The 16,889-nt window shown below is 67.2% G+C and carries 13 protein-coding genes; 5 read left to right on the forward strand and 8 right to left on the reverse strand.

The genetic code is table 11. The annotated features are described in order from the left end of the window. Positions 1–162: 162 nt before the first annotated feature. From SJY41_RS15340 to SJY41_RS15350, 3 genes are all read right to left on the reverse strand, one after another. Positions 163–1,881 (reverse strand): heparinase II/III family protein, encoded by a 1,719-nt coding sequence (locus tag SJY41_RS15340; protein ID WP_380783084.1) that lies wholly within the window; start codon positions 1,879–1,881, stop codon positions 163–165. Positions 1,882–1,898: 17 nt separating this feature from the next. Next, entirely contained in the window at positions 1,899–2,555 is a 657-nt protein-coding gene (rpe, locus tag SJY41_RS15345) for a ribulose-phosphate 3-epimerase (RefSeq protein ID WP_107955398.1), read from the reverse strand. 170 nt (positions 2,556–2,725) lie between these two features. Beyond that, complete coding sequence (locus tag SJY41_RS15350; protein WP_380783085.1) at positions 2,726–4,003, reverse strand: RsmB/NOP family class I SAM-dependent RNA methyltransferase; 1,278 nt, start codon at positions 4,001–4,003, stop codon at positions 2,726–2,728. A gap of 105 nt (positions 4,004–4,108) precedes the next feature. Here SJY41_RS15350 and SJY41_RS15355 point away from each other — a divergent pair, with 105 nt between their 5' ends. Beyond that, positions 4,109–4,267 (forward strand): DUF1674 domain-containing protein, encoded by a 159-nt coding sequence (locus SJY41_RS15355; RefSeq protein ID WP_120300733.1) that lies wholly within the window; start codon positions 4,109–4,111, stop codon positions 4,265–4,267. 36 nt (positions 4,268–4,303) lie between these two features. Here the strand turns inward: SJY41_RS15355 and SJY41_RS15360 are convergent, their stop codons facing one another. Then, complete coding sequence (locus SJY41_RS15360) at positions 4,304–4,726, reverse strand: acyl-CoA thioesterase (RefSeq protein WP_380783086.1); 423 nt, start codon at positions 4,724–4,726, stop codon at positions 4,304–4,306. Between the two features lie 172 nt (positions 4,727–4,898). Between SJY41_RS15360 and clpB the strand changes: the two genes are divergently transcribed. After that, entirely contained in the window at positions 4,899–7,478 is a 2,580-nt protein-coding gene (clpB, locus tag SJY41_RS15365) for an ATP-dependent chaperone ClpB (protein WP_380783087.1), read from the forward strand. A gap of 85 nt (positions 7,479–7,563) precedes the next feature. Here the strand turns inward: clpB and SJY41_RS15370 are convergent, their stop codons facing one another. From SJY41_RS15370 to xseA, 4 genes are all read right to left on the reverse strand, one after another. Beyond that, entirely contained in the window at positions 7,564–10,602 is a 3,039-nt protein-coding gene (locus SJY41_RS15370) for a TonB-dependent receptor domain-containing protein (RefSeq protein WP_380783088.1), read from the reverse strand. A gap of 257 nt (positions 10,603–10,859) precedes the next feature. After that, complete coding sequence (locus SJY41_RS15375; RefSeq protein ID WP_380783089.1) at positions 10,860–11,699, reverse strand: M23 family metallopeptidase; 840 nt, start codon at positions 11,697–11,699, stop codon at positions 10,860–10,862. Continuing rightward, positions 11,696–11,896, reverse strand: coding sequence for a DUF2093 domain-containing protein (locus SJY41_RS15380; RefSeq protein ID WP_380783090.1), 201 nt, complete (start codon positions 11,894–11,896; stop codon positions 11,696–11,698). Before SJY41_RS15380 ends, SJY41_RS15375 begins: the two co-directional genes overlap by 4 nt. 12 nt (positions 11,897–11,908) lie before the next feature. After that, the gene (gene xseA, locus SJY41_RS15385; RefSeq protein ID WP_380783091.1) at positions 11,909–13,333 is read right to left on the reverse strand and encodes an exodeoxyribonuclease VII large subunit; all 1,425 of its coding nucleotides are present in this window, start codon (positions 13,331–13,333) and stop codon (positions 11,909–11,911) included. Here xseA and purD point away from each other — a divergent pair. The 3 genes from purD to SJY41_RS15400 all read left to right on the forward strand — a co-directional run bounded on the left by purD (position 13,332) and on the right by SJY41_RS15400 (position 16,692). Then, on the forward strand, positions 13,332–14,600 hold the full coding sequence (gene purD, locus SJY41_RS15390) for a phosphoribosylamine--glycine ligase (protein WP_380783092.1): 1,269 nt from the start codon (positions 13,332–13,334) through the stop codon (positions 14,598–14,600). The genes xseA and purD overlap by 2 nt on opposite strands. A 66-nt stretch (positions 14,601–14,666) precedes the next feature. Beyond that, positions 14,667–15,461 carry a hypothetical protein gene (locus SJY41_RS15395; protein ID WP_380783093.1) on the forward strand — a complete coding sequence of 265 codons (795 nt, stop codon included), beginning with the start codon at positions 14,667–14,669 and terminating at the stop codon, positions 15,459–15,461. Between the two features lie 142 nt (positions 15,462–15,603). Further along, a complete protein-coding gene (locus SJY41_RS15400) occupies positions 15,604–16,692 on the forward strand; it encodes a VacJ family lipoprotein (protein WP_380783094.1) in 1,089 nt (362 codons plus the stop codon). The last annotated feature ends 197 nt before the right edge of the window (positions 16,693–16,889 follow it).

Consider the following 16,889-nt stretch of genomic DNA (forward strand, 5'->3'; position numbering starts at 1 on the left):
CCTCTGCTCTGTCGAGCCACTCAGGAAGCTTGCACCTCCCCGGCGGAGGCCGGGGTCCAAATGGAAAGGTGGCAATAACGGAGTGCCGTCCCCGGTTAGCGACGTTTCCCAATTGGGCCCCGGCCTTCGCCGGGGGGGCGCTTTACTCCGGGTGGGTTTGTTCTAGACCGCCTTCTTCAGCGCCCAGCTCACGCTCGCGCCGCCGGCCGCGGCTTCGCCCGTGATCATCAGCTGCTGTGTCGCGACCGGGCGGCCGTCCGCGTCGATCCAGACGCTGTCCTCGACCACCAGCGCGCCGCCGCGGCAGCGGAATTGCCAGAGCGGGCCGCCGGGCAGGCGGAGGATCGCGCCTAAGCCATCGGCGGTAGGAGAAACCTGCACGCCCTCCCCCAAGTGGAAGCGGATCGCGAACAACGACAAGCCGGCGCGGCGCTTGCGGCCCTGCGGTAACAGCGCGTCCTCGCCGCGGAGTTCGCGGCCGTCGCCGGTCAGCATCAGTTGGCGGCGGTGGAGGAAACCCCAGCGGCGGACATAGCCGTCGTGGCTCGCCTCGATCCGGCTGGCGGCGTCCGATTCCTGGCGGCTGAGCTCGACTTCGCCGACGCCGCGGCCAAGCGTGCCATCGGCGTGGATCGCGGTCGAATTGCTGTCGGCGATTGTCAGCGTGGAGTGCGCCGCCGTCGAGCGCAGGCCCTCGACCATCGCGGGCGGGAGCTGCGCGATGCCCGCGCGCGCGCCGCCGCAATTGACGACGATCCGCGCCGCGCCGTCCGAGAATTCAAATGCGAGCGTCGAGGCGCAGCCGCCTTCGACGAGGCGCGCGATCGGCGGCGGGGCGGCGTCGACAATGAGCACCGCGGTACCGGCGGCGAGGCGCTGATAGCCCCAGTCGCGCGCCTGGCGGAGCGGGCGCGTGCGGACACCGCTGGCTTCGATGACGGCTGCGACCTGCGTTTCGCTGGCGGGGCCCCCACCCTGCCAGCTCGACAGGCCCCGATCGGCGTGCGCGACGCCGAGCAGCGCCGCGACCATCCGGGTCAGCGTAACCGCCACCGTCTCCGGCAGTTCGGTGCCACGCGCGGCGTAGCTTTCCTGAAGCAGCGTCAGCAACTGGATCGAATCGAGCAGCATCGCCGGGCTGCGCGAGACCGAGCCGCCATCGTCGAACAGGCCGGTGCCGAGCGCGCGGAGCAGGCCGGCCTCGCCGAACGCCTGGCGGGGTTCGCCGCCGGGGATGAGGAGTCCGGCCGCGACGACTCCGCACCATGCAGCGATGCGGGGCGCGCCGGCGGGGGCCTTGTCGGCATTGCGATCGAGGTGAAGTGCGCCCTTTGCGAGCGCGTTGAGCACTTTCGAGCGGTAGATCTGGTCAGTGGACGACAGGATCAGCGGCGCGTGCGCGGTCCAGGCTAGGATGCGGCGGCCCCACATGTCGGGGCGCCAGGCGATCCCGCCCTGGGTGTCGGCGTGCGCGGTCAGCCAGAGGCCCATGAGGTATTCGGCGATCGGTGCGCCCCGCGCGCGGGTCGCGACGGTCGAGAGATCGCGGAGCCACGCGAAACTGTGCAGATATTCGGCGAAGGGTTTGGGAAGCGGCTTGGCAAGATCGAGCGTCTCGATATCGCGCGCTTCGCCGCGGAACGAGAGGACGCCTTCCAGCAGCATCGTGCCGCGGGGAATGTCGCCGAGGATGGGGTCGTCGGGAACCGCGATCAGCTTCAGCGGATACCGCCCCTTGAGGCGCAGCGTGTGGAGCGGGGTGCGCCATGTCAGGCGGTGGAAGCGCTCGGCGAGGCGATCGGCGAGCGACAGTCCCTTGTCGCCGCCGAGACGGATCAGGCGGCGGCCTTCGTCGATTCCGTCGGGGGCGGGATCGGTCACGGGGTCGTGCGGTTCGTTCACCCCCGCAACGCGGCGATGTTGGCGGCGTAGTGGTCGGGGCCGCCGCGGAAGACCGAGGTGCCCGCGACCAGCGCATCGGCGCCGGCCTCGATGCAGCGCTTGGCCCATTCCGCGTCGACGCCGCCATCGACTTCGAGATCGATCGCGCGGCCGCTCTTTTCGATCATCGTGCGGATCGCGCTGATCTTCTTGAGCTGGCTCGGGATGAAGCTCTGGCCGCCGAAGCCCGGGTTGACGCTCATCACGAGGACGAGGTCGACCATGTCCATGAGGTAGTCGAGCATCTTCGCCGGCGTGCCGGGGCAGATCACGACGCCGGCGCGCTTGCCGAGGCCCTTGATGTGCTGGAGCGAGCGATGGATGTGCGGCCCGGCCTCGTAATGCACGGTGATGCAGTCGGCGCCGGCCTCCGCGAACGCGTCGAGATAGGCGTCGACGGGCGAGATCATCAGGTGGACGTCGAACGGCTTGGTCGTGACGCCGCGGACCGACTTCATGACCGCGGGGCCGAACGAGATGTTGGGGACGAAATGGCCGTCCATCACGTCGATGTGGATCCAGTCGGCGCCAGCCGCGTCGATGGCGCGGACTTCCTCGCCGAGTTTCGAGAAGTCGGCGGAGAGGATCGAGGGGGCGATGCGGACGGGTTGCATGGTTTTGTCCTAGCGCGGGATTCGTGCGGTGCGAAGTGTTTCAATCCTCCCCCGCAAGGGGGAGGTGTCACCGTAGGTGACGGAGGGGGAGGACACGGACGCTGCGTTGTCGCCCCCTCCCCCTCCGTCTGGCAAGTGCCAGCCACCTCCCCCTAGCGGGGGAGGATTTCTTAGCTGCGCTTCAATCTCGCGATGAAGAAACCGTCGCAGCCGCCTTGGTCTGCCAGCATGCCTGGGAGGGTGCGGATGGTGCCGGTTTCCGTAGGGCTGATGCCGGCGGGGAGTTCGGACTGGTCTACCGGGGCGATCGAATAGTCGCTGCGGGTCGCGAGGAACGCGTCGAGTTGCGCTTCGCCTTCCGACGGTTCGAGCGAGCAGGTGGCGTAGACGAGCGTGCCGCCGGGCTTCACCCAGTCCGCCGCCCGCGCGAAGATGCGCGCCTGCAACGCCGCAGTCTCGGCGATGATCGAGGGGCGGACGCGGTGGAGGACGTCGGGGTGGCGGCGGAAGATGCCGGTGGCGCTGCACGGCGCGTCGATCAGGACCCTGTCGGCGGGCTCGGTCGGCGCCCATTCGAGGATGTCGGCATTGACGACCTCGGCCTTCAGATGCGTGCGGTAGAGATTCTCGCGGAGGCGCTTGATCCGGCTCTGCGAATTGTCGACCGAGGTGACTGTCCAGCCGGCGCTCGCGAGTTGGAGCGTCTTGCCGCCGGGCGCCGCGCAGAGATCGAGGACATGGCCCTCCCCTTTGCCGAGCAGACGTGCGGGGAGCGAGGCGGCGATGTCCTGCACCCACCACGCGCCGTCGCCGAAGCCGGCCATGTCGGGGACCGAATCATGGTCGCCCAGGCGCAGGTGCCCGGGCATGAAACTTTCGCCGCCGAGTTTCTCGCGCCAGCCTTCGGTCTCGGACGGGTCGGCGATCGTCAGGTCGAGCGGCGGCACCTGCGCGATCGCGCGGCCGGCGGCGTCGACCATCTCCTCGCCCCACGCGGCTTCCCAGCGGAGTTCGACGGGAGCCGGCAGCGTCGGCACTTCGGGCAGCAGCATGTTGGCGCGGAACAGCGTGCCGAACACGCCGTGGACGAGTTTGCGCGGACCGCCGTCGACCAACGGCAACACGGTCGAGATCGCGGCGTGCGAGGGGGTGCCGAGGATCAGCACCTGGACCAGCGCGATCCGCAGCGCCATCCGCGCTTTCGCGTCGTCGGGCAGGTTGGTCTTGGTGACCGAATCGATCATCGCGTCGAGATCGGGCAGGCGACGCAGCGTCTCGGCGGCGATCGCATGCGCGAGGCCGCGGTCTGGGCCGTGGATCGCGCGGGTCGCTGCCGGCAAGGCGGATTCGAGCGACTCGCCGCGACGCAGGACGGCGTCGAGCAGGCGGAGCGCGGCGCGGCGCGTGGGAACGCCGAGCGGCTCGGGGGCGTGGGTATAGTCGGGCATATGAAGGTCCTTCGCGTTCGGTTTGCGGCGCGGCGGCTGTGGCAAAGCGGCGCGACAGGGCCCATGTGGCGGTTACGACGCCAACACGCAATCCGGAGAGCCGCGATGGGCCAGCGCCCCGATCACGTTAAGCCACCTGAATATCTGGCGAAGAATACGCCGGTGCCGCAACCCGAGGCGATCGTGCCGGACAAGGATCCCGAGCCGCGCGACCCGACGCGCTATGGCGATTGGGAGCTGAAGGGCATGGCGATCGATTTCTGAGAACCGATCGCCCGAGGCCTAATCGTTTAGGGACCGTCAGTCCCTGAGGTCGGCCTTTGGGAAGAAATGCTCGACGACGCTGTTCGCGAGGCGCGACGGGCGGAGCGTCTCGGCATCGAGGCAGCACCAGCTCGATTTCACTTCGGCGAGCACATCCTCGCCGCGCTTGATGATCGTCTCGTAGAACGCGCGCGCGCCCTGCACCTTCTCGAGCAGCACCGTCGCAATGACGTCGTCGTCGAGAAACGCCGGCTTGCGGTACGTAATCTCGTGCTTGAGCGCGACCCACAGGTGCCCGGCCACCGCCTCGGCGGGCGCGAGACGCTGCCAATGGTCGATCACCGCGGCCTGTACCCACTTCAGATAGTTCGCGTTGTTGACGTGACCCATGAAGTCGATGTCGGCCGGCTCGATGCCGATGGCGTAGGTATGGGGGAGCGCTGTGGACACGTGCTGCATATAGCATGCGAACCTGAACATAGCGATGACGGGGCGGCTTCGATACCGACAATAAACGCTATTCCTGGCGTGACGCCGGGGCCCTAGCATCCGACCTGCGCCCGCCTCTTGTGTTGCCCAAATACAACACCATCTTTCGGCCAACACCGACCCACTTCCACAGGAATTCGTCATGAACATCGACAAATTCACCGACCGCGCGAAAGGCTTCCTGCAATCCGCGCAGACCGTCGCGATCCGCATGAACCACCAGCGGATCGCCCCCGAGCATCTGTTGAAGGCGCTGCTCGAAGACGAGCAGGGCATGGCCGCAGGGCTGATCGCAGCGGCGGGCGGCGATGCCAAGCGTGCGACCTCCGAGACCGATCTCGCGCTGGCGAAGATCCCGGTCGTGTCGGGCTCGGGCGCGCAGACCACGCCGGGGATCGACAACGATGCGGTGCGCGTGCTCGACCAGGCCGAGCAGATCGCGAACAAGGCGGGTGACAGCTTCGTCACCGTCGAGCGGCTGCTGGTCGCGCTGGCGCTGTCGTTCAACACCGCGGCGGGCAAGGCGTTGAAGGCCGGCGGGGTGACGCCCGAGGGGCTGAACACCGCGATCAACGGTTTGCGCCAAGGCCGCACCGCCGATACCGCGGGTGCCGAGGATCGCTATGATGCGCTGAAGAAATTCGCGCGCGACCTGACGCAGGCGGCGCGCGACGGCAAGCTCGATCCGGTCATCGGCCGCGACGAGGAGATCCGCCGCACCATCCAGATCCTCGCGCGCCGGACCAAGAACAACCCCGCGCTGATCGGCGAACCCGGCGTCGGGAAAACGGCTATCGCGGAAGGGCTGGCGCTGCGGATCGCCAATGGCGACGTGCCCGATACGCTCAAGGACCGCCGGCTGATGTCGCTCGACCTCGGCTCGCTGATCGCCGGCGCGAAATATCGCGGCGAGTTCGAGGAGCGGCTGAAAGGCGTGCTCGACGAGGTGAAGGCCGCGGAGGGCGACATCATCCTGTTCATCGACGAGATGCACCAGCTGATCGGCGCGGGCAAATCCGAAGGCGCGATGGACGCGGGTAACCTGCTCAAGCCGGCGTTGGCGCGCGGCGAGCTGCATTGCGTCGGCGCGACCACGCTCGACGAGTACCGGAAATATGTCGAGAAGGACCCGGCGTTGCAGCGGCGGTTCCAGCCGGTGATGGTCGGCGAACCGACCGTCGAGGACACGATCTCGATCCTGCGCGGGCTGAAGGAGAAGTACGAGCTGCATCACGGCGTGCGGATCACCGACGGCGCGATCGTCGCCGCGTCGACGTTGTCGAACCGCTACATCACCGACCGCTTCCTGCCCGACAAGGCGATCGACCTGATGGACGAGGCCGCGTCGCGGATCCGCATGGAGGTCGAATCGAAGCCCGAGGCGATCGAGACTCTCGACCGGCGGATCATTCAGCTCAAGATCGAGCGCGAGGCGTTGAAGCGCGAGACCGACGACGCGTCGGTCGATCGGCTCGACACGCTGGAGGGCGAACTCGTCAATCTGGAGGAGCAATCTGCCGAGCTGACGACGCGCTGGAAGGGCGAGAAGGACAAGATCAACGCCGAGGCGCGGGTCAAGGAACAGCTCGATGCCGCGCGGCTCGAGCTGGAGCAGGCGCAGCGGTCGGGCGATCTCGCCAAGGCGGGCGAGCTTTCCTACGGCACGATCCCCGGGTTGCAGCGCCAGCTCGACGAGGCGGCGGGGGCGACCAAGGGCGCGATGCTGCGCGAGGAAGTGACCGCGGACGACATCGCTGGCGTCGTCAGCCGCTGGACGGGGATCCCGGTCGAGCGGATGCTCCAAGGCGAGCGCGACAAATTGCTGGCGATGGAAGCGACGATCGGCAAGCGCGTGATCGGCCAGGCGCATGCGGTGAAGGCGGTCTCTACCGCGGTCCGTCGTGCGCGCGCCGGGTTGCAGGATCCTAATCGACCGCTCGGATCGTTCCTGTTTCTTGGGCCGACGGGTGTCGGCAAGACCGAGTTGACCAAGGCGCTGGCGGAGTTCCTGTTCGACGATCCCTCCGCGATGGTCCGCATCGACATGAGCGAGTTCATGGAGAAGCACGCGGTCGCGCGGCTGATCGGTGCGCCTCCGGGCTATGTCGGGTACGAGGAGGGCGGCGTGCTGACCGAGGCAGTGCGCAGGCGGCCGTACCAGGTGATCCTGTTCGACGAGGTCGAGAAGGCGCACGGCGACGTGTTCAACGTGCTGTTGCAGGTGCTCGACGACGGCCGGCTGACCGACGGCCAGGGGCGCACGGTGGATTTCAGCAACACGCTGATCATCCTGACGTCGAACCTCGGCAGCCAGTATCTGGCGAACATGGCGGAGGGCGACGACGTGTCGTCGGTCGAGCCGCAGGTGATGGAGATCGTCCGGTCGCACTTCCGGCCGGAGTTCCTCAACCGGCTCGACGAAGTGATCCTGTTCCACCGTCTGGGGCAGGCGCACATGGCGCCGATCGTGGATATCCAGGTGTCGCGCGTCGACAAGCTGCTGGCGGACCGCAAGATCGTCCTAGACCTTACGGACGCCGCGAGGGCGTGGCTGGGGCGGGTTGGCTATGATCCCGTCTACGGTGCCCGGCCCTTGAAGCGGGCGGTCCAGCGGTATCTGCAGGACCCGCTCGCCGACATGATCCTACGCGGCGAGGTCAAGGATGGCTCGACGGTCAAGGTCGACGAGGGCGACGGCAAGCTGGTGCTTCGGGTGGCCTGATGCCAGCTAGACCTGGTCGATACTGCCAACAAAAAAGGGGCGGTTCCTTGCGGAACCGCCCCATATTTTTGCCGGTGCGTAAGGCTTAGAAGCCGAACTTCGCGCCTGCACGGAACTGACGACCGAAGATGCCGTCGCCGCCCTGGATCGCATTGTACAGATACGCACCGTAGGTGACGGTATCGACTGGCGGCAGGTGGTTAAACACGTTCAGTGCGTTGACGTAGAAGCTGAACTGGTCGGTGACCTTGAAGTTCACGTTCGCATCAACCGTGATGTACTTCTTCACGTGGCAGTCGGTGTACACCTGTGCCTGGCCGCAATCCTTATAGTCGTCGCCCTGATCGGTTGCCGACAGATCGTAGCCCGACGTGTAGTTGACCGTGCTGCTGAGCGCGAAGTTGCCGAAGTCGAAGGTGTTGAGCCAGTTGCCCTTCCACTCGAACGTGCCCGAACCGGCGGTCAGGTTGAAGTTGCCGAGCGTACCCTCGTAGCGCTGCTTCACGCCGTCGACCGTCGTGCTCAGCTCGATGATGTAGCTGGCGTTCAGGTTGGAGGTCCACTTGACCGGACCGAAGTCGTACGCACCGTTGATGCCGAAATCGATGCCCGACGACTTGATCGTGTCGGCATTGATCAGCTGCGAGCGGACGAAGGCGATCTTCGGACGCGCGTTCGGGTTGTTGACGTCGACCGCGTCGGCGATGACTTCGAACCCGGTCGGGATGGCCTGGCCGGCATAATAGGCGGCGATTGCCGGGGCATTGTTGGCGGTCGTGATCGCGCCGGTCTTCTTGATGTTGTAATAGTCGACCGTGAACGACACGTTGCGGATCGGATCGAACTTCAAGCCACCAGTGAAGCTGCGCGACTTTTCAGGCTTCAGGTTCGGCGATGCCAGCGTCGTCTGACCGATCGAGTAGGTCGTGATGTACGCCGGGCAACCGTTCGGTGTCGCCTGCGAGCAGCCAGCGCCGTATTGCGCGAGGAACGAGTTCGGGATGGCGTTGACCGACTGCGTTACATAGCCCGTCGTCGGCAGCGCGTTCGCTTCGCCGAAGCTCGGAATACGGAAACCGCGCGAATAGGTACCACGCGCCGTGATCTGCTTGACCGGCGTGAAGATCGCACCGACCTTTGGCGAGAAGTTGCTCTGGCCGGTCGAGTAGTGATCGTAGCGGCCCGAACCGTTGAGCGTCAGCACGCTCAGGATCGGCGCGTTGATTTCAGCGAACGCCGAGCTGACCGTACGGTTACCCTTGGTACCAAACGCATTCAGCGTGAAGTAACGCTGCGTCGGGCCATTGTAATCGTCGTTGGCGCTGGGTGCGTCGACTGCTTCGTAGAAGATCGAGCCGCCGACTGCGAGGCGAAGGTCGCCGCCGGGCAGCGTCGCGAGCGACTTCTGCACCGTCAGCTGTGCCTGGTAGAGATCCGACGTCGTATCGGTGATGTTCTCCGGCGACAGATAGTCGCGCACCGCCTGGGTGTTGAGGCCGGGGTTGACGAAGTTGTAGCTGCCGTCGGCAATGACGTCGAGCAGATGCTGAATGTACACGTAGCCGTTGGTCTTGATGCGCAAGTCGGTGTGCATCGCGGTCGCGTTGAAGTCGTAGTCGATATCGTCGAGCACGGTGCCCTTCATACCGAAGGCCGCACGGTACACGCGGCTGCGTGTCGCGTTCTCCGTCACCGTGTCGGGCAGCGCGCCGACGAGGCGAGCGAGCTGACCCTGTGCTGCGAACGGATTGTTCGGGTTCAGCGTGCCGTTCGCGGCGGTGCAGTTCACGCGAGCCGCGCAAACATAGACCGGCAGGGCCAGGACGGCAGACCCGGCGGCCAGGGCCGGCGTCTGGTTCTGCGACGTCGAGAACTGCGGGAAGAGAATGCCGGCCGGCGCGTTGCCGCGGATAGCGGCAGGACGACCCGTGTAGTTGCTCGACGACTGCTGGAAGTTTACCATCAGGTACGCTTCAGAATTGTCGCCGACCTTCGCCGTGAAGCGCGCCGAGCCGCCAAAGCGCTCGTTGTTCGGCGTCACCATGTCGTACTTGTTGGTATTGTCGACCTGACAGACCGTGGTCGGCGCCGTTGCGTTCGCAGTGGTCGCCAACTGAGCGGCCGTCAGGTTGTACGGCGTGCCGTTGAGGCAACCCGCAGCCGGGTTCAGCAGCTGATAGCGGCCGGTCGCGACGGTGTTTGCGGCGTTCGCGGGACGAACATAGTAGTTCCCCGTGCCGATGGTGAAGCCGTTGAGGGTGCCATCCGACTGAAGGCCGTTCGAAATATTGTTCGGGCCGCACTGCTGGCTGCCGGTACGGCTGCTGCAGAGACCGGTCAGGTTGTCCGAATTGAACGGAGCAGGCAGATCGCGCTGGTACACGCCTTCGGTGCGGTAATAGAAACCGCTGACGTACGCGTTGAAGCCCTTCTCATCGAGATCGCCGGTGCCGGCAGTCAGTGTCAGGCGCTGGTTGGCGTTGACGCCATCCTGCGAGATGCCGGCTTCGGCGCGACCGGAGATGCCGCTGAACTTACGCTTGGTGATCACGTTGACCACGCCGGCGATCGCGTCGGCGCCGTAGCTCGACGATGCACCGTCGCGCAGCACGTCGATGCGCTCGACGACGTCATCCGGGATGGTGTTCAGATCGACGAAGTTACGCGAACCGTCATCCGACAGCGGGTAATAGGCAGCGCGCAGACCGTCGAACAGCACGAGGGTCGAGTTGGTCGACAGGCCGCGCAGCGACACCGACGAGGCACCGGCTGCGAACGCGCCATTGGCAGTGAACGAGTTGGTCAACGCCGGACCGTTATTCGACGACAGGGCCTGGATACCGGCCTGAACCGTGTTGATGCCGCGCGAATCGAGATTCTCGGTGGTCAGCGTGGTGACTGGCGAGATGCCCGTATCGGTACCGCGGATGATCGAGCCGGTGACGACGATTTCCTGGCCGGTTTCCTCAGCGGGCGTCGCAGCCTGCGGTGTTACCGTCGCCTGGGTATCGGTCGTCGCGGCTGCGTCCTGCGCAAAGCCCGATGTCGCCGAAAGGATGAGCGCCACTGGCGTTGCTGCGGCAAGAAGCAGTGCCTTGGACGTGAAACGAGACGTGGTTACCAAGTGAAATCCCCTTTTGCGTAGCCCGCAGCGCTCGCTTCGCGATCTGCTGCGGAAACACCCCGGCTGCTGTCATCAGCTCCCGGGGACATGGTGGGACGATGAAGCCGCCGCTTTCAGCTGTAAAGACACGCCCTGACGCAACGTGTAATTTGCAAGCCTCTAGTGTCCAAAATGACACAAAAGACGGGCTGTACCGCCAAGCATGCGATATTTTTAATCGTTTGGCGGGTCTCGTGAAACAAAATGAGGCTAGATGCTCAGGGCATCGCACCCGCGACCAGCATCGGATCGAGCTTTGCGGCGTTCCAGCGCAGCGACCAGTGGAGATGCGGGCCCGTCGCGCGGCCGGTTATGCCGACGGCGCCGATCGGTTGACCCTTCGTGACGTGATCGCCGACCTTCACGTCGATGCGGGACAAATGCAGGAACGCGCTGTTGAGGCCCATGCCATGGTCGATCATCAGCAGGTTGCCCTCCAGCGTGAAGGGGTGATCTGCGGCGAGGATCACGACGCCGTCGGCGGGGGCGGTGACGATCGCGCCGGTGGGCTTCGCGATGTCGGTGCCCGAATGATAGCTGCCGGGTTCGCCCTTGTAGATCCGCTGGGCGCCGAACAGCCCCGAGACGCGGCCGGTGGCGGGCCAGGCGAACGCCTGGCGCCAGCCTTGGGCGTCGGTGATGCGCGCGCGGGCGGCGGCGATCTGGGCGAGTTCCGGGGGGCGGAGTCTTGCGATGACGGGGTCGGGCGCGGGGAATTTCGGCAGCGTATCGAGCCGCTCGAGCCGCCACGCCCTAGGCGCAATCGCCAGCGGCTGAGTGACGGCGCGACCGTCCGGGAAGGTCGCGACCAGGGTCGCTTGCGCTCCGGCGTCGCGGTCGAAGCCGGCGAGGAAGCGGCCGTCGGGGGACAGCGCGATCGGCTTGCCGTCGAGTGTTACCGCGCGCGTACCGGCGGGAGCAGTGCCGAGCATCAGGCCGCCCTGGCTGAGCGTGCCGGTCCAGCGGAAGGCAGTCTGGCTGGCCGTAATCGGGGGCGGCGCCTGCTGCGCGACCGCGCGCGTCGCGGCCAGCAGCAGGAGTGCCCCCGCGCGCTTCATCGTGGCGCCATCGCTTCGCTGGCAGCAGCGGCGGTCGCATAGGCTTCCTGGCGGACGACGCTCCAGTAGCGCAGGTCTTCGAGCGCGATGCGGTGACCGGTCGCCGCGCAGGGGACGTGATCGCCGGGGCTGAGCACGCGGAAGCCATTGGCCATATAGTGCAGGCGCGCGGCGCGGTCGGAGTTGGACATCAGCATGGTCGGGCTCTTCTATAACAGGGTCGGCTGGCGCGGCGTCGCGTCCGGCGCGGGCTTGGCCTTGGGGGCAACATAGGTTTTGGCGGTGGGCCGCTCAAGGCCGGTGTCGGTGAGCGCGTCGACGGTGCCGTCGCGGAAGTGGAGAGTCAGCGAGCCCGCCCCCTGCGCGGCCTTGGCAGAGGCGAGCGTCTCGCCGCCGGCGCGCGCGGTGACGCGGGCATAGCCGCGGTCGAGGATCGCGTCGGGGTTGAGCGACCGGACGAGGCGCCATGTCGCGTCGAGCTGCGCGCGTTTGGCTTCGAGTTTGCGTTCGAGGGTGGCGGGACGGAGTGCTGCGCCCGAGCGGTCGAGACTGCCGCGCGCCAGGGTCAGGCGGCGCTCCAGCCCGCGGTCGAGGCGCTGGGCGAAATCGTCGGCGCGCTGGCGTTGGGGGCCGAGCAGCTGGTCGCGCTTCGGGAGCAGCCGGGCGAGCGCATCGAGCCGTTCGCGACCGCGCTCGACGTGCCGGCGCGCACAGCGTTCGGTGCGGTTGCGGTGGCTGTCGAGCGTCAGGCGCAGGTCGGCGAGCACCGGCACCGCGATCTCGGCGGCCGCGGTCGGCGTCGGCGCGCGCAGGTCGGCGGCGAAATCGCACAAGGTGGTGTCGGTCTCGTGGCCGACCGCGGAGATGATCGGGATCGTGCAGGCGGCGACCGCGCGGACGACGACCTCCTCGTTGAACGACCACAGATCCTCGACCGAACCGCCGCCGCGCGCGACGATGACGAGGTCGGGAAGCGGCACCGGGCCGCCAGGGGCGATCGCGTCGAAGCCGCGGACGGCGGCGGCGATCTCGGCAGCCGAGCCCTCGCCCTGCACCTTCACTGGCCAGACGATGACGTGCGTCGGGCAGCGGTCCTCGAGGCGGTGGAGGATGTCGCGGATCACCGCGCCGGTGCCCGAGGTGACGACGCCGATCACCTGCGGCAGGAATGGCAGGGCTTTCTTGCGAGTGCCGTCGAACAGCCCCTCGCCTGCCAGCTTGGCCTTTAGCTTTTCCAGCAGCGCCATGAGCGCGCCGGCGCCGGCCAGCTCCATGCGCTCGATGACGATCTGGTATTTCGAGCGGCCGGGATAGGTGGTGAGCTTGCCGGTGGCGATCACCTCGATGCCGTCCTGCGGCACGAAGGCAAGGCTCGACGCATTGCCCTTCCAGATGACGCCGTCGATCACCGCCTGATCGTCCTTCAACGACATGTAACAATGCCCGGAGGCGACGCGTTTCCAGCCCGATATCTCGCCGCGCAGGCGGACATGGCCGAACTCGCCCTCGACCATCCGCTTCAGCTTGAACGCGAGTTCGCCGACCGACATGGCGAGTGCGTTGTCGCCGGGGACCTGCTCGGCTACCAGCCGCCCCATGTCACTGGACACGTCATCGGAAAAAGGATCGGGCATGAACGTCCTGCTGCTGGGCTCGGGGGGTCGCGAACATGCGCTCGCGTGGAAGCTGGTGCAATCTCGCGGCCTCGATACGCTGTATGCGGCGCCGGGCAACCCCGGGATCGCGCGGCTTGCGACGCTCGTGCCGCTGGATGCGACGGATCACGCCGCGGTCGTCGCGTTCGTGCGCGAGCACGGCGTCGGGCTGGTCGTGATCGGGCCCGAGGCGCCGCTGGTCGACGGGCTGGCCGATACGTTGCGGGCGGCGGACATTCCGGCGTTCGGGCCATCGAAGGCGGCAGCGCAACTGGAAGGGTCGAAGGGCTTTACCAAGGATCTGTGCTTGCGCGCCGGCATCCCGACGGCGGGCTATGTCCGGGTTCGTAGCCGTGCCGAGGCGGAGGCGGCGATCGCCACGACCTTCTCGCTGCCGGTGGTCATCAAGGCGGACGGCCTGGCCGCGGGCAAGGGCGTGGTCATCGCGTTCTCGGCAGGCGAGGTCACCGGGGCGCTCGACGCGCTGTATGCTGACGACGCGAACGCCGAGGCGGTGATCGAGGAATTCCTGGAGGGCGAGGAGGCGAGCCTCTTCGTGCTGACCGACGGCGTGTCGCTGATGCCGTTCGGCTCCGCGCAGGATCACAAGCGCGTCGGCGAGGGCGATACCGGGCCGAATACCGGCGGGATGGGCGCGTACAGCCCTGCCCTCGTCCTCACGCCCGCGCTGGAGAAGCGCGCGATCGACGAGATCGTCGCGCCGACCGTGGCGGCGATGGCGGCGGAGGGCATGCCGTTCTCGGGCGTGCTGTACGCGGGCCTTATGCTGACGCCGCAGGGGCCCAAGCTCATTGAGTATAACGCGCGGTTCGGCGACCCCGAGACGCAGGTGCTGATGATGCGGTTCCAGGGCGACCTGCTCGCGACGATGCTGGCAACCGCGGAAGGACGACTGAGCGAGATGCCGGCCGCAAAGTTCAGCGACGAGACCGCGTTGACGGTGGTGATGGCGGCCGACGGGTATCCGGGGACGCCCAAGGCCGGCGGCGCGATCGTCGGGCTCGATTCCGCGCGTGCGGCGGGGGGCATCGTGTTCCATGCGGGCACGCGGATCGAGGATGGCGGTCTGGTCGCATCGGGCGGGCGCGTGCTCGCGGTGACGGCGGTGGGCGACGACGTCGCGGCGGCGCAGGCGAACGCCTATCGCGCGGTCGAGGCGATCGACTTCGCGGAAGGATTCTACCGCCGCGACATCGGTTGGCGGGAGATCGCGCGCGGGGCCTGATGCTTGCAGCGCGCCCGAAGCCGATTTGGCCTCGCCGCCTACGGCTCGTGACGCTACGGTATGGGAATGAACGAAACTTCCCCGGCCTCCGCCTCGGGCCTGAGCCTGTTGCCCGACAGCATCGCCACGCTGACGGCGATCCATTTCACGATCATCGGCGTGCTCGCGCTTCTCGTGATCGTCGGGCTGTTGTGGGGTATCCGTGCCAAACGGAGCCGCGTGAAGGCGTCGCGCGAGGTGATCGCGAACGCCGAGGAAGCGGGCGTGCCGCCAGAGCCCGTCACGCCGGCGGTCCAAGAGCGCCAGCCCGCGCAGTCGCAAACGCAGACGGTCGCACCCGCCCCCGCCGCCGCCCCTGCCCCCGCCCCTGCCCCCACGGCGCCCGCCGCGGCACCGAGCGCGCCACCCGTCCAGAGCGCCCCTGCGCCGATCCCGGTCGCGCCGTCCTTGCCGCCGATCGCCGACGCGCCGGTCGCTGGCGTTCCCGAGACGCCCGACCGGCTCGTCGACGAGCCGATCGCCGCGGCGTCGCCGCTCGAGGCCAGCCCGGCTACGGAAGTCGCTCCCGCCGCGCCTGTAGCAAGCGCACCAGTAGAACCGGCTGCGCCTGCACAATCCTATGCGGACGGGCCGATCACGCAGCTCAAGGGGCTTGGGCCCAAGGTCGCAACGCGGCTCGGCGAACTCGGCGTCACGACGGTCGGCCAGATGGCGGCGTTGTCCGACGGCGAGGCGCAGACGATCGATGCGCAACTCGGCAACTTCACCGGGCGCATGGGGCGCGACCGGTGGATCGAACAGGCGCGCCTGCTGGCAGCCGATGACAAGGCCGGCTTCGAGGCGGTGTTCGGCAAGCTGTAACGCGAGACGGGTGGGCCGCCGGCCACGACGCCCGATCGGCGGAATGTCGATTGGCTCTATGCCCCGCACGCGGCGACGGGCATGTCAGGCGCGTTGCACCTCGAACTATGGGGGCAGCCGATAGACAGGGCGATGAGTGCACATGCTGGCGATGATGAGTGCGATGCTGTTGACCGCCGTGCCGGTGCATTCGACGTCCGCGCCGATCGCGTTGCCCGGCGCGACTCCATCGCCGTTCGCAGGGGATTTTCCCGTACCGCCAATGCCGACGTCGATGGCGGTCTCTCCGCTGGCGTTGGTCGCTGCGCTTCCTGCGGTGGCGTTCGTGCCTCAGGTTCCGACCCAATCGATCCCCCCAGTCGGTCCGGCGCCGCTGAACACCCCGTCGACCGACCATGCCTTGCAGACCGATATCATCGTCACCGGCCGCAAGGAGCCGGCAGGCGATCCGTTACGCGCGGTCAACGCTGAATCGTTCGCGGTCACGCAGAAGGTCGACGATGCGGTGATCGGCCCGGTCGCGCGGACCTACAAGAAGACGGTGCCGAGCCCGATCCGGCGCGGCATTCACAACTTCCTCTATAATCTGCGCGAGCCGATCGTCTTCCTGAACTTCCTGCTTCAGTTCAAGCCCGGCAAGGCCGCGGAGACCGTCGGGCGGTTCGCGATCAACTCGACGATCGGCGCGGTCGGCGTGCTGGACATGGCCAAGCGCAAGCCCTTCCACCTGCCGCGGCGCTCGAACGGGTTTGCCAATACGCTTGGCTATTACGGCGTGAAGAACGGGCCGTTCCTGTTCCTGCCGCTGGTCGGCCCGACGACGATCCGCGACCTGCTGGGTGGTGCGGTCGATCGCCTGATCCTGCCGATCGGCGTCGGCAAACCGTTCACCAGCGCGACGTACACTATTCCCGCGGGTATTCTGGGTGCGCTCGATCACCGGTCGGAGTTCGATGAGACGCTGAAGGACCTTCACGACAATTCGCCCGATCCGTATGGGGCGACCCGCGCCTTCTATCTCAACCGGCGGCAGGCGGAGATCGATCATCTGCACGGGCGGGTCGAGGGCGATCCCGCGGGTATGTCGGGTCCACCCCCCAGTGTCGTGCCGTTCGTGCCGAGTGATCTCGAGCCGGGAGCCGTACCGCCGACCGACGGGGCGGCAGCGACTCCGGTGGTCGAGGCGCCTGTCGTCGATGCACCGGCCGTCCACGCAACGACCAGGCCTTAACGCGCCATCTCCGGCCAGAACCGTCACCCCGGCGCATGCTGGGGTGACGGTTGGGATATGTCGTGCATCAAACGGGGAGATCCCAGCGTGCGCTGGGATGACGGATTGTGAGAGCGGCGCCCTACCCCGAAGCATGGGGTCCGCGCGCCAACCTGTCCTTCGATACGCCGCTTGACGAGCTCAGCCGCTACTCGGGA

It is taken from the genome of Sphingomonas sp. R86520, assembly GCF_042466285.1.
Taxonomy (GTDB): domain Bacteria; phylum Pseudomonadota; class Alphaproteobacteria; order Sphingomonadales; family Sphingomonadaceae; genus Sphingomonas.